The sequence below is a fragment of the Lentzea sp. HUAS12 genome (assembly GCF_024125735.1).
Lineage (GTDB): Bacteria > Actinomycetota > Actinomycetes > Mycobacteriales > Pseudonocardiaceae > Lentzea > Lentzea albida.
On sequence record NZ_CP099738.1, the window covers coordinates 7,552,441 to 7,565,421 of the forward strand.

The 12,981-nt window shown below is 68.7% G+C and carries 13 protein-coding genes; all 13 read left to right on the forward strand.

From position 1 onward, the window contains the following. Positions 1 to 16 precede the first annotated feature (16 nt). The 13 genes from ND450_RS35160 to nuoK all read left to right on the forward strand — a co-directional run bounded on the left by ND450_RS35160 (position 17) and on the right by nuoK (position 12,972). Complete coding sequence (locus ND450_RS35160) at positions 17 to 733, forward strand: demethylmenaquinone methyltransferase (RefSeq protein ID WP_253322570.1); 717 nt, start codon at positions 17 to 19, stop codon at positions 731 to 733. Between the two features lie 210 nt (positions 734 to 943). Further along, entirely contained in the window at positions 944 to 2,209 is a 1,266-nt protein-coding gene (locus tag ND450_RS35165) for a geranylgeranyl reductase family protein (protein ID WP_089915536.1), read from the forward strand. Between the two features lie 265 nt (positions 2,210 to 2,474). After that, complete coding sequence (locus tag ND450_RS35170) at positions 2,475 to 2,840, forward strand: NADH-quinone oxidoreductase subunit A (RefSeq protein WP_030478224.1); 366 nt, start codon at positions 2,475 to 2,477, stop codon at positions 2,838 to 2,840. A gap of 7 nt (positions 2,841 to 2,847) precedes the next feature. Next, positions 2,848 to 3,399: an NADH-quinone oxidoreductase subunit B family protein gene (locus ND450_RS35175; RefSeq protein ID WP_089915533.1), complete on the forward strand. Its 552-nt coding sequence runs from the start codon at positions 2,848 to 2,850 to the stop codon at positions 3,397 to 3,399. Continuing rightward, the gene (locus tag ND450_RS35180) at positions 3,396 to 4,145 is read left to right on the forward strand and encodes an NADH-quinone oxidoreductase subunit C (RefSeq protein WP_253322571.1); all 750 of its coding nucleotides are present in this window, start codon (positions 3,396 to 3,398) and stop codon (positions 4,143 to 4,145) included. The genes ND450_RS35175 and ND450_RS35180 overlap by 4 nt, the downstream gene beginning before the upstream one ends. Next, a complete protein-coding gene (locus tag ND450_RS35185; protein ID WP_253322572.1) occupies positions 4,142 to 5,539 on the forward strand; it encodes an NADH-quinone oxidoreductase subunit D in 1,398 nt (465 codons plus the stop codon). The genes ND450_RS35180 and ND450_RS35185 overlap by 4 nt, the downstream gene beginning before the upstream one ends. Next, a complete protein-coding gene (gene nuoE, locus ND450_RS35190; RefSeq protein ID WP_253322573.1) occupies positions 5,536 to 6,255 on the forward strand; it encodes an NADH-quinone oxidoreductase subunit NuoE in 720 nt (239 codons plus the stop codon). The genes ND450_RS35185 and nuoE overlap by 4 nt, the downstream gene beginning before the upstream one ends. An 8-nt stretch (positions 6,256 to 6,263) precedes the next feature. Further along, positions 6,264 to 7,544, forward strand: a complete 1,281-nt coding sequence (nuoF, locus tag ND450_RS35195; protein WP_253322574.1) for an NADH-quinone oxidoreductase subunit NuoF — start codon at positions 6,264 to 6,266, stop codon at positions 7,542 to 7,544. Then, positions 7,541 to 9,988 carry an NADH-quinone oxidoreductase subunit G gene (locus ND450_RS35200; protein ID WP_253322575.1) on the forward strand — a complete coding sequence of 816 codons (2,448 nt, stop codon included), beginning with the start codon at positions 7,541 to 7,543 and terminating at the stop codon, positions 9,986 to 9,988. The genes nuoF and ND450_RS35200 overlap by 4 nt, the downstream gene beginning before the upstream one ends. A gap of 23 nt (positions 9,989 to 10,011) precedes the next feature. Beyond that, entirely contained in the window at positions 10,012 to 11,307 is a 1,296-nt protein-coding gene (gene nuoH / locus ND450_RS35205; protein ID WP_089915791.1) for an NADH-quinone oxidoreductase subunit NuoH, read from the forward strand. Between the two features lie 2 nt (positions 11,308 to 11,309). Further along, positions 11,310 to 11,825: an NADH-quinone oxidoreductase subunit NuoI gene (nuoI, locus tag ND450_RS35210; protein WP_089915513.1), complete on the forward strand. Its 516-nt coding sequence runs from the start codon at positions 11,310 to 11,312 to the stop codon at positions 11,823 to 11,825. Further along, a complete protein-coding gene (locus ND450_RS35215; RefSeq protein ID WP_371927491.1) occupies positions 11,822 to 12,676 on the forward strand; it encodes an NADH-quinone oxidoreductase subunit J in 855 nt (284 codons plus the stop codon). Before nuoI ends, ND450_RS35215 begins: the two co-directional genes overlap by 4 nt. Then, positions 12,673 to 12,972 carry an NADH-quinone oxidoreductase subunit NuoK gene (nuoK, locus tag ND450_RS35220; RefSeq protein WP_030473209.1) on the forward strand — a complete coding sequence of 100 codons (300 nt, stop codon included), beginning with the start codon at positions 12,673 to 12,675 and terminating at the stop codon, positions 12,970 to 12,972. Before ND450_RS35215 ends, nuoK begins: the two co-directional genes overlap by 4 nt. Positions 12,973 to 12,981: the final 9 nt, after the last annotated feature.

Sequence of the window (12,981 nt, forward strand, 5' to 3'; positions counted from 1 at the left end):
GACTTAGTCTCTAGACATGTCGCGAGCCGGCCTGGACAAGAACCCGCGCGAGGTAGCCGAGATGTTCGACGGCGTGGCCAAGGGCTACGACCGCACGAACTCGGTCATGACGCTGGGCTTCGACCGCCGCTGGCGGGAGTGGAGCCGCCGCGTGCTCGACGCACGCCCAGGTGAGCGCGTCCTCGACCTCGCCGCGGGCACCGCCGTCTCCACCGTCGAGTACGCCGCCTCGGGCGCCTGGTGCGTGGCAGCGGACTTCTCCGTGGGCATGCTCGCCTCGGGCGCGCACCGCCGGGTCCCGAAGGTGGCGGCGGACGCCCTCCGCCTCCCCTTCAAGGACAACTCGTTCGACGCCGTCACGGTGTCCTTCGGCATCCGCAACTTCAACGACACGGTCGCCGCCCTGACGGAGATGGCGCGCGTGACCAAGCCTGGCGGCCGCATGGTCATCTGCGAGGTGTCGACCCCGGTCTTCAAGCCGTTCCGCTTCGTCTACATGCGGTACCTGCTCAAGCTCCTGCCGCTGATCGCGAAGTTCGTGTCCTCGAACCCGGTCGCGTACTCCTACCTGGCCGAATCGATGGCCACCTGGCCGAACCAGCGCGCCCTGGGCGAGCTCATCTCGCAGGCGGGCTGGGAGGACGTGGCCTGGTTCAACCTGACCGGCGGCATGGTCGCGCTGCACCGCGCCACCAAGCCGAAGCCGAAGGCGGACGAGCCCGCCGAGGCATAGGGGCGGTCGGCCCTCGCAGGCCACCACCACGCACGCGGCCTGGCATGGCGACCAGGCCTCGCGAACCGGCAGACCCCGCTGGATCCGCCGCCGGCCCGTGAGCCGACCCCACAAGCCGCCCACGACCCGCACCCGCTCCCGCAGAACCCTCAGCAACGTCCGGTTAGAGTCAGAAACAGAAGCTGCAACCGGTACACGCAGGGAGTCTGGATGAGCAGGCGCGGGATCAACGAGGACGCCGACGTCATCGTCGTCGGCGCTGGACCGGCGGGCTCGACCGCGGCCACCTACCTCGCCAGGGCGGGCCTCGACGTCCTCCTCCTCGAGAAGAGCACCTTCCCCCGGGAGAAGGTCTGCGGCGACGGCCTGACCCCGCGAGGCGTCAAGCAGCTCATCGACCTGGGCATCGACACCCGCGAGAGCAACGGCTGGCTGCACAACAAGGGCCTCCGGGTCGTCGGCGGCGGCGTCACGATGGAGCTCGACTGGCCGGACCTGGCCACGTTCCCGAACTACGGTGTCGTGCGCCCGCGCATGGACTTCGACGAGATGCTCGCGAACGCCGCGAAGGCCGCCGGCGCGCGCATGCACGAGCACACCACCGTCACGAAGGCCATCATCGAGAACGGCCGCGTGGTCGGCGTCGAGGCCAAGCAGGGCCCGGAGAAGAACCCGGTCACCTACCGGGCCCCGATCGTCGTGGGCTGCGACGGCGTCTCCGCGCGCCTGGCACTCAGCGTCGGGCTGCAGAAGGACGACGCCAAGCCCATGGGTGTCGCGGTCCGCCGCTACTACAACAGCCCGCGCACCAAGGACGACTACCTTGAGAGCCACCTCGAGCTGTGGGCGCCGGACGGGCAGCTGCTGCCCGGTTACGGCTGGATCTTCGGCATGGGCGACGGCAGCGTGAACGTCGGCCTCGGCATCCTCAGCACGTCCAAGGCCTACGGCACCACGGACTACCGCCAGCTCCTGCGCAGCTGGCTCGACGCGACGCCGGAGGAGTGGGGCTTCCGCGAGGAGAACGCCACCAGCCGGATCGGCGGCGCCGCGCTGCCGATGGGGCTCAACCGCAAGCCGCACTACCGGGCGGGCCTGGTGCTCGTCGGTGACGCGGGCGGCATGGTCAACCCCTTCAACGGCGAGGGCATCGGCTACGCCATGGAGTCGGCCAAGATCGCGTCCGAGAGCATCGTCCAGGCCCTCGCGCGGACCGGCGTCAACCGTGAACGGGCGCTGCACGGCTACCCGGTGCGGATCGAGGAGGCGCTCGGCAGTTACTACCGGCTCGGGAACGTCTTCTCCAAGCTCATCGGTAACCCGGCGATCATGCGGACCGCAACGAAGTACGGAATGCCGCGGAAACGCCTGATGAAACTCGTGCTCAAGCTACTCGCGGGCCTCTACGACCCCAAGGACGGCGACGCAATGGACAAGCTGATCGTGGCCGCCACGAAGCTCGCTCCGACGGCGTAAATTACTCCGAATAGGTGACGGCACCGGCTCAATACGAGCCGGTGCCGTTTCGTTTGTGTCCGTCAAGTTAAACCCCCAGGTCAGACCCTGTGATCCAGGTCATTTACAGGCGTTCTACACTGGCGAGCGACCTTGTGAATCACTTCACAACAGTGTGAACAAGCTTGTGAACTGTTTCACAAGCGTTTGTTAGGTTCGCCTAACAAACGAGTCGGAGAACAACACCCTTAGGGTGCGGTCGACCGCGAGGAAAGGACGACGGAGCGTGCTTGACCCTTACCTCCCCCTCGTATTGATGTTCGCGCTTGCCGGGGCGTTCGCGCTGTTCTCGGTGACCGCAGCTCCCTACATCGGACCCCGCCGCTACAACAAGGCGAAGCTCGACGCGTACGAGTGCGGCATCGAGCCGAGCCCGCAGCCGGTCGTGGGTGGTGGGCGCATGCCCGTCGCCTACTACCTGACGGCGATGCTGTTCATCTTGTTCGACATCGAAATGGTCTTCCTCTACCCGTTCGCCGTAGCGGCCGACAAGCTCGGCCTGTTCGGGCTGGTGGAGATCGTCCTGTTCGTCGCCACGGTCGGCTTCGCGTACGTCTACGTGTGGCGTCGCGGCGGCCTCGACTGGAACTGAGGAAGTCATGGGTCTCGAGGAGAAGCTCCCGAACGGCATCCTGCTGGTCAGCGTCGAGAAGCTGGTCAACTGGACCCGCAAGTCCTCGCTCTGGCCTGCCACCTTCGGCCTGGCCTGCTGCGCCATCGAGATGATGACGACGGGTGGTCCGCGCTACGACCTCGCCCGCTTCGGCATGGAGGTCTTCCGGGCCTCACCGCGCCAGGCGGACCTGATGATCGTGGCCGGCCGCGTCACCAACAAGATGGCGCCGGTCCTGCGGCAGATCTACGACCAGATGCCCGAGCCGCGCTGGGTGCTGGCCATGGGCGTGTGCGCCAGCAGCGGCGGCATGTTCAACAACTACGCGGTGGTGCAGGGCGTCGACCACGTCGTGCCCGTCGACATGTACCTGCCGGGCTGCCCGCCGCGGCCGGAGATGCTGATGGACGCGATCCTCAAGATCCACGCCAAGATCATGGACGAGCCGCTGGGCGCCGTGCGCGCCAAGGCGCTCGCCGACTCGGGCTACCGCACCGATCTCATCCCGTCGTCCGAGCGTTTTGCGAGGAAGAAGTGACCGAGCCAGGGGGAGAGCACTCCAGCGTCAACCGCGCTGGGGAGGACCTCGAGAAGACCAACCCCGTCGAGGCGCGCGAGAAGGCGCCGATCCTCGCGGGCAAGGAGCGCAAGGGCCTCTTCGGCGTCACCGGCTCCGGTGACACGTCCGGCTTCGGTGGCCTGCGCCTGCCCGCCCACGTCGCGGCGCCGTCCGAGCGCCCGTTCGGCGGCTGGTTCGACGAGGTCGCGGACGAGCTGTTCGCCGCCATCGGCGACAAGGGCCTGCCCGCCGACACGGTGCAGCAGGTGACGGTCGACCGCGGCGAGATCACCTTCTACCTCAGGCCGGAGACGTTGCTGGAGGTCGCGCGGATCTTCCGCGACACCCCGGCGCTGCGCTTCGAGCTCTGCAGCTCGGTGTCCGGTGTGGACTACGGCGCCGACGTGCCGCAGCGCCTGCACTCGGTCGTGCACCTCACGTCGATGACGTACCGCCGCCGCGTGCGGCTCGAGGTCGCGGTCGACGTCGAGCACCCGCACGTGCCGAGCCTCGTCGAGGTCTACCCGACGGCGGACTGGCAGGAGCGCGAGACCTGGGACATGTTCGGGATCATCTACGACGGTCACCCCGGACTGACCCGCATCCTCATGCCGGACGACTGGGACGGACACCCCCAGCGCAAGGACTACCCGCTGGGTGGCATCCCGGTGGAGTACAAGGGCGCGGAGATTCCTCCGCCGGACCAGAGGCGGTCGTACTCATGACCGAGCGGCTTTCGGACGTCACCACCGGGACGAACACCAGCTCGACCGGCAGCGACAGCACGGACGACGTCGACACCAGCCCGCACACCCCGGAGGTCGCGGACTCCCGGAAGACCACCGAGGGCACCGTCTACACGGTGACCGGCGGCGACTGGGACGAGGTGCTCGCGGACGCGGTCCACGACGAGCGCATCGTCATGAACCTCGGCCCGCAGCACCCGTCGACCCACGGCGTGCTCCGCCTGGTGCTCGAACTCGAGGGCGAGACGGTCACCCACGCCCGCAGCGTCATCGGCTACCTGCACACCGGCATCGAGAAGAACGTCGAGTACCGGAACTGGGTCCAGGGCGTCACGTTCGTGACGCGCACCGACTACCTGGCGCCGCTGCACCACGAGGCCGCGTACTGCATGTCGGTCGAGAAGCTGCTCGGCATCACGGTGCCGGACAAGGCGCAGGCGATCCGCGTGCTGCTGATGGAGCTCAACCGCATCAGCTCGCACCTCGTCGCCCTAGCCACCGGCGGCATGGAGCTCGGCGCCCTCACCGGCATGACCTCCGGCTTCCGCGAGCGCGAGGAAGCGCTGCACCTGCTGGAGCACCTCACCGGTCTGCGCATGAACCACGCGTTCATCCGTCCCGGCGGCCTCGCGCAGGACCTGCCGGCGGACGCGGTCGAGAAGATCAACGCGTTCGTCAAGGTCATGGAGAAGCGGCTCCCGGACTACGACAAGCTGCTCACCGGCCAGCCGATCTGGCGCAACCGCCTCGCGGGCGTGGGCTACCTGCCCGTCGACGCGTGCCTCGCGCTCGGCATCACCGGCCCGATCCTGCGCTCGGCCGGCCTCGGCTGGGACCTGCGCAAGGTCGAGCCGTACAGCGGTTACGAGAACTACAACTTCGACGTCCCGACCTCGAACGCGGCGGACTGCTTCGCGCGGTACCTGCTGCGCCTCGAGGAGATGCACCAGTCACTGAAGATCATCAAGCAGGTCGTGAAGAGCCTGCCGACGGGTCCGGTGATGGTCGAGGACGCGAAGATCGCGTGGCCCGCGCAGCTCACGATCGGCAGCGACGGCATGGGCAACTCGCTCGAGCACGTCCGCAAGATCATGGGCCAGTCCATGGAGTCCCTGATCCACCACTTCAAGCTGGTGACCGAGGGCTTCAAGGTTCCGGCGGGCCAGGTCTACGTACCGGTCGAGTCGCCGCGCGGCGAGCTCGGCTACCACGTCGTCTCCGACGGCGGCACCAGGCCGATGCGCGTGCACCTGCGCGAACCGAGCTTCGTGAACCTCCAGTCGATGCCCGCGATGTGCGAGGGCGGCATGGTCGCCGACGTGATCGCCGCCGTCGCCTCGATCGACCCGGTGATGGGTGGTTGCGACCGATGACTCAGGCAGCTGAGAACACCACGTTCGACCAGTCCACTGTGGACCGGGCGCAGGCGATCATCGCCCGCTACCCGCAGTCCCGCAGCGCGCTGCTCCCGATGCTGCACCTCGTGCAGTCCGTCGAGGGGTACGTCTCCCAGGAGGGCATCCGGTTCTGCGCCGGCCAGCTCGACCTGACCGAGGCCGAGGTCAGCGCGGTCGCGACGTTCTACACGATGTACAAGCGCCGCCCGTGCGGCGAGCACCTCGTGAGCGTCTGCACCAACACGCTGTGCGCTGCGCTGGGTGGCGACGAGATCTACTCGAAGCTCAAGAAGCACCTCGGTGTGGGCCACGAGGAGACCGCGGGCGAGCCGGGCACGCCGGGCTCGATCACGTTGGAGCACGCCGAGTGCCTCGCCGCGTGCGACCTCGGCCCGGTGCTCCAGGTCAACTACGAGTTCTACGACAACCAGACGCCCGAGAAGGCCCTGGGACTCGTGCAGGCGTTGCAGGCGGGGGAGAAGCCCGCCCCGACCCGCGGCGCCCCGCTCACCGACTTCAAGCAGGCCGAGCTCCAGCTCGCCGGGTTCTTCGAGGGTCGCGACGCCGACCTCGACGGCCCGTCGGCGGCGCCGGAGACGCTGGCCGGTGCGCAGATCGCCAAGGAACGCGGCTGGGACGCGCCTGCCATGCCGTCCAATGCCGAGTTCCCCGCCCTGCCGGAAAAGAAGTAGGGACGAAAATGGTTGACCCGCTGACTCCCGTTCTCACCAAGCGCTGGACCGAGCCCAGGTCCTGGACCATGGAGACCTACGAGCGCACCGGTGGCTACACCGCGCTGCCGAAGGCTCTCAAGGCCCACCCCGACCAGCTCATCCAGCAGTGCAAGGACTCCGGACTGCGCGGCCGCGGCGGCGCGGGGTTCCCCACCGGCATGAAGTGGGGCTTCATCCCGCAGGGCGACGGCAAGCCGCACTACCTCGTCATCAACGCCGACGAGGGCGAGCCGGGCACCTGCAAGGACATCCCCACGATGATGGCGGACCCGCACTCGCTGATCGAGGGCGTGATCATCACGTCGTACGCGATCCGCGCGAACTTCGCGGCGATCTACGTCCGCGGCGAGGTCCTGCACTGCATCCGCCGCCTCAACGCGGCGGTGCGCGAGGCGTACGCCAAGGGCTACCTGGGCAAGGACATCCTCGGCAGCGGGTTCGACCTGGACGTCGTCGTGCACGCCGGCGCCGGCGCGTACATCTGCGGCGAGGAGACCGCGCTGCTCGACTCGCTGGAGGGCCGTCGCGGCCAGCCGCGGCTCAAGCCGCCGTTCCCCGCGACCTCGGGCCTCTACGCGTCGCCCACCGTGGTGAACAACGTCGAGACCATCGCGTCGGTTCCCTTCATCGTCAACGGTGGCGCCGACTGGTTCCGCGAGATGGGTCGTGACCGGTCGCCCGGTCCGAAGATCTACTCGCTGTCCGGCCACGTCACGCGGCCCGGCCAGTACGAGGCGCCGATGGGAACGACCCTGCGGCAGCTGCTCGACATGGCTGGCGGCATGAAGGACGGCATCCCGCTGAAGTTCTGGACGCCGGGTGGCTCGTCCACCCCGCTGTTCACCGCAGAGCACCTCGACGTGCCGCTGGACTTCGAGGGTGCCGCCGAGGCCGGTTCGATGCTCGGCACGACGGCGCTGCAGATCTTCAACGAGACCGTGTCCGTGCCGTGGGCCGTCATGAAGTGGACGGAGTTCTACAAGCACGAGTCGTGCGGCAAGTGCACGCCGTGCCGCGAGGGCACGTACTGGCTCGTGCAGATCCTGCAGCGGATGGTGGCGGGCAACGGTACGGCGAGCGACATCGACACGTTGCTCGACGTCTGCGACAACATCCTCGGCCGCTCGTTCTGCGCGCTGGGTGACGGTGCCGTCAGCCCGATCACCAGCGGCATCAAGTACTTCAAGGACGAGTTCCTCGCCCTGTGCGACCAGAACTCCAAGGTCCTGGCTGGAGCGAACGCATGACCATCGCGCCTGACAAGCCCAACGCGACCGAGCTCGTCGTGCCGGAAGGCCACGTCAAGCTCGTGATCGACGGCGTGGAGGTGGTGGCCCCCAAGGGTGAGCTGCTGATCCGCACCGCCGAGCGCCTCGGCACCGTCATCCCGCGCTTCTGCGACCACCCGCTGCTGGAGCCCGCGGGCGCCTGCCGCCAGTGCCTCGTCGAGGTCGAGATGGGCGGCCGGCCGATGCCGAAGCCGCAGGCCTCCTGCACGATGACGGTCGCGGACGGCATGGTCGTGAAGACCCAGCTGACCTCGCCGGTCGCCGACAAGGCCCAGCAGGGTGTGATGGAGCTGCTGCTCATCAACCACCCGCTGGACTGCCCGATCTGCGACAAGGGCGGTGAGTGCCCGCTGCAGAACCAGGCGATCGCCCACGGCCGCAGCGACTCCCGCTTCCACGAGCACAAGCGCACGTTCCCGAAGCCGATCAACATCTCCACGCAGGTGCTGCTCGACCGCGAACGCTGCGTGCTCTGCCAGCGCTGCACCCGGTTCTCCGCGCAGATCGCCGGCGACCCGTTCATCGAGCTCCTCGAACGCGGTGCGCAGCAGCAGATCGGTGTGGCCAAGGAGAAGCCGTTCCAGAGCTACTTCTCCGGCAACACCATCCAGATCTGCCCGGTCGGTGCTCTCACCAGCGCCGCCTACCGCTTCCGCGCCCGTCCGTTCGACCTCGTGTCGACGCCGAGCGTCTGCGAGCACTGCTCCTCCGGCTGTGCCGAGCGCACCGACTGGCGGCGCGGCAAGGTGCAGCGCAAGCTCGCCGGCGACGACCCGCAGGTCAACGAGGAGTGGATCTGCGACAAGGGCCGGTTCGCCTTCCGCTACGCCACGACCGGTGACCGCATCAAGCGGCCGTTGGTCCGTGACAAGGAGAGCGGCGAGCTGCGCGAGTCGTCCTGGACCGAGGCGCTGCAGGTCGCGGCGGCCGGTCTCGCGGCGGCCCGCGACGCGAACGGCGTCGGTGTCCTCACCGGTGGCCGGCTGACCGTCGAGGACGCCTACGCGTACTCGAAGTTCGCCCGGATCGCGTTGCACACCAACGACATCGACTTCCGCGCCCGGCCGCACAGCGCCGAGGAGCTGGAGTTCCTGTCCGGCACGACGGTGTTCACCAACCCGGACAACGGCGTCACCTTCCAGGGCATCGAGAAGGCACCGGCCGCGCTGCTGGTCGCCTTCGAGCCCGAGGAGGAGGCCCCGATCGTCTTCCTGCGCCTGCGCAAGGCGGCCCGCAAGGGCACCAAGGTCTTCCACCTCGGCCAGTTCACGACCCCGGCCGTGGAGAAGACGTTCGGCACGCTGCTCGCCTGCGTGCCCGGTGCCGAGGCGAACGCGATCAACGCGCTGCCGGAGCACGCGTCGGACGTCGTCGAGCTGCTCTCCAAGCCCGGTGCGGTGATCCTGGTCGGCGAGCGCGCCGCCGTGGTCCCCGGCGCGTTCACCGCGGTCGCCCGCCTGGCCGAGCGCACGGGCGCCCAGGTCGCGTGGATCCCGCGCCGCGCCGGTGAGCGCGGTGCGCTCGCGGTCGGTGCCACGCCGAACCTGCTGCCCGGCGGCCGCCACGTCGCGAACGCCGCGGCCCGCCTGGAGGTCGAGCGCACCTGGGGCGTCGAGGAGGGCTCGCTGCCCGCGACGCCCGGCCGCGACACCACGGGCATCCTCGAGGCCGCCGCGAGCGGTCAGCTGTCCGGCCTGGTGGTCGGCGGCGTCGACCCGTTCGACCTGCCCGACCCGCGGCTCGCGGAGAAGGCGTTGGCGGGGGCCGGTTTCATCGTGAGCCTGGAGCTGCGTCCGAGCGCGGTCACCGCGCACGCCGACGTCGTGCTCCCGATCGCCCCGGCGGTCGAGAAGGCCGGCAGCTACCTCAACTGGGAGGGCCGCCGCCGCGAGTTCGGCACCACGCTCGAGGGCACCGGCTCGCTGCCGGACTGCCGCGTGCTCGACACCCTCGCGGTGGAGATGGACGCGGACCTGTTCACGCAGACGCCCGCCGCCTCGGCCGCCGACCTGGCCCGGCTCGGTGAGGGCGCCGTCACCGGCTCCTCGCTGAACGTCGCCGCGCCGCTGCAGTCCCCGGCGGGCCCCGGCAAGGCCGTGCTCGCCACGTGGCACCGCCTGATCGGCAACGGCTCGCTGCAGGTCGACGAGCCGCACCTGGCCGGCACCGCGCGTCCGGTCGTCGCGAAGGTCGCGGAGGCCACGGCCCAGCAGTTCGGGCTCGCGACCGGCGGCTACGTGACGGTCTCCACCGACCGCGGCGCGATCACGCTCCCGGTCGAGACCGACGACCTGCCCGAGGGCGTCATCTGGCTGCCCACCAACTCGGGTGACGTGACCGTGCGGGCCACTCTCGGCGCGGGCCACGGCTCGATCGTCTCCGTCAGCGGAGGGACCTCATGACCCAGCACGTCGTCGCAGCGGAGATCGGCGAGACCGCCAAGCTCCTCGCGGACGACCCGATCTGGCTCGTCCTGATCAAGGTCGTCGCCATCTTCGCCTTCCTCGTGGTCATGACCCTGTTCATGATCAACTGGGAGCGCAAGGTCGTCGCGCGCATGCAGCACCGCCCCGGCCCCAACAGGGTCGGCCCGAACGGCTGGCTCCAGTCGCTCGCGGACGGTCTGAAGCTCGCGTTCAAGGAGGACATCCGCCCGGTCCTCGCGGACAAGTGGGTGTTCTTCCTCGCCCCGGTGATCTCCTGCATCCCCGCGTTCCTCGCGTTCTCGGTGATCCCGCTCGCGGGTGAGGTCAACCTGTTCGGCGAGCAGACCGCGCTGCAGCTCGTCGACCTCCCGGTCGGCGTGCTCGTGGTGCTCGCCTGCTCCTCGATCGGCGTCTACGGCATCGTGCTGTCCGGCTGGGCCTCCGGCTCGCCGTACCCGCTGCTCGGCGCGCTGCGGTCGGCCGCGCAGGTGATCTCCTACGAGATCGCGATGGGCCTGTCGATCGTCGCGGTGATCATGTTCACCGGCTCGATGTCGACCGGTGACATCGTCGGCGCCCAGGCCTCGACCGTGCTCGGGTTCGCACCCGGCTGGTTCGGCCTGCTGCTCTTCCCCAGCTTCGCGATCTACGTCGTGTCGATGGTCGGCGAGACCAACCGCGCCCCGTTCGACCTCCCCGAGGCCGAGTCGGAGCTCGTCGGTGGTTTCCACACGGAGTACAGCTCGCTGAAGTTCGCGCTGTTCTTCCTCGCCGAGTACGTGAACATGGTGACGGTCTCGGCGCTCGCGACCACGCTCTTCCTCGGCGGCTACCACGCCCCGTGGAGCGGCGAGTTCATGAACACCGGCTGGTGGGGCCTGCTCTGGTTCATCATCAAGACGCTCGCCTTCCTGTTCCTCTTCATCTGGCTGCGCGGCACCCTGCCCCGCATGCGCTACGACCAGTTCATGCGCCTGGGCTGGAAGGTGCTGGTCCCGACCAGCCTCGTCTGGATCATGGCCGTCGCGGTCATCCGCACCGGCGCGATCCAGCAGCTCTCCACGGCGCAGCGGCTCATCGCGCTCGGCGTCGTCGTCGGTCTCGTGCTGCTGGTCTCGTTCCTGCTGCCGGACAAGAAGGTCCAGGACACCAAGGGCGTTCCGCTCGCGGGTTCGGGCTTCCCCGTCCCGCCGCTCGACCTCGCGGTCCCCAAGTCAGCGCCCAAGCGCAAGGTCAAGGTCGCCAACATCCCCGCGGACAAGGCAGCCGTCACCACCGGTAAGGAGGCTGAGTAGGGATGTTCGAGTCCCTGAAAGGCTTCGGCGTCACCTTCGGCACCATGTTCAAGAAGGTGGTGACGGAGGAGTACCCCGAGGTCAAGAAGGTGACCGCGCCGCGGTTCCACGGCCGTCACCAGCTGAACCGGCACCCGGACGGCCTGGAGAAGTGCGTCGGCTGCGAGCTGTGCGCGTGGGCCTGTCCCGCGGACGCGATCTTCGTCGAGGGTGGCGACAACACCGAGGAAGCCCGCTACTCACCGGGTGAGCGCTTCGGTGCCGACTACCAGATCAACTACCTGCGCTGCATCGGCTGCGGCCTGTGCATCGAGGCCTGCCCGACCCGTTCGCTCACGATGACGAACGAGTACGAGCTCGCCGACGACAACCGCCAGGACCTGATCTTCACGAAGGAGGACCTGCTCGCCCCGCTGCTGCCCGGCATGGAGCAGCCACCGCATCCGATGCGGCTCGGCGACAACGAGCAGGACTACTACGTGAACGGCCCGCGTCTGGCGAAGGAGGCTCAGCAGTGAGCCTCCTGGTCCAGTTCCTCGCGCAGCAGCAGCCGGAACCGGTGCAGCGCGTGGTCGACACCGTCACCACGGGCGAGGCCATCGCGTTCTGGGTCCTCGGCCCGCTGGCCCTGGCCGGCGCGCTCGGCATGCTCTTCGCGCGCAACGCCGTGCACTCCGCGCTGTGGCTCGTCGTGACGATGCTCAGCCTCGGTGTGCTGTACATGATCCAGCAGGCGCCGTTCCTCGGCTTCGTGCAGATCATCGTCTACACCGGCGCGATCATGATGCTGTTCCTGTTCGTGCTGATGATGGTCGGCCGCGACAGTTCGGACTCGGTCGTCGAAGTGATCCGCGGCCAGCGACTCGCGGCCGCGTTGCTCGGCATCGGGTTCGCCGTGCTGCTGGTCGGTTCGGTCGGCCGCGCGCTGACCGGTGTCGACGCCCGAGGCCTCGCCGAGGTGAACACCACCAACGGCGGCAACGTCGGCAACATCGGCTCGAAGCTCTTCACGGAGTACCTGTTCGCGTTCGAGCTCACGTCGGCCCTGCTGATCACCGCCGCCCTCGGCGCGATGATCCTGGCCTTCGTCGGCCGCGACGGGAAGCCCGCCAAGAAGACGCAGAAGGAACTCGTCGAGGAGCGCTTCCAGGACGGCAAGCGGGTCGGCTCGCTGCCCGGCCCCGGCGTCTTCGCCACCGCCAACTCGGTGGCCACCCCCGCACTGCTGCCCGACGGCAGCGTCGCGGAGGAGTCGCTGTTCGAGGTCATCGAGGCCACCGACAAGTCCACGCTCTCGGACGACGTCGCCGAGGTGGCCGGCACCGCGCACGAGCCCGACGCGCACGCGCTCAAGGGAAGTGAGTCGTGACCCCCACCTACTACCTGCTGCTGTCGGCACTGCTGTTCAGCATCGGCGCCGTCGGCGTGCTGGTGCGGCGCAACGCCATCGTGGTCTTCATGTGCGTCGAGCTCATGCTCAACGCGGTCAACCTGAGCCTCGTGACGTTCGCGCGGATCAACGGCTCGCTCGACGGTCAGGTGATGGCGTTCTTCGTGATGGTCGTCGCCGCGGCGGAGGTCGTCGTCGGCCTCGCGATCATCATGTCCATCTTCCGGACGCGTCGCTCGGCCTCGGTCGACGACTCGAACCTGCTGAAGTACTGAGGGGTCACC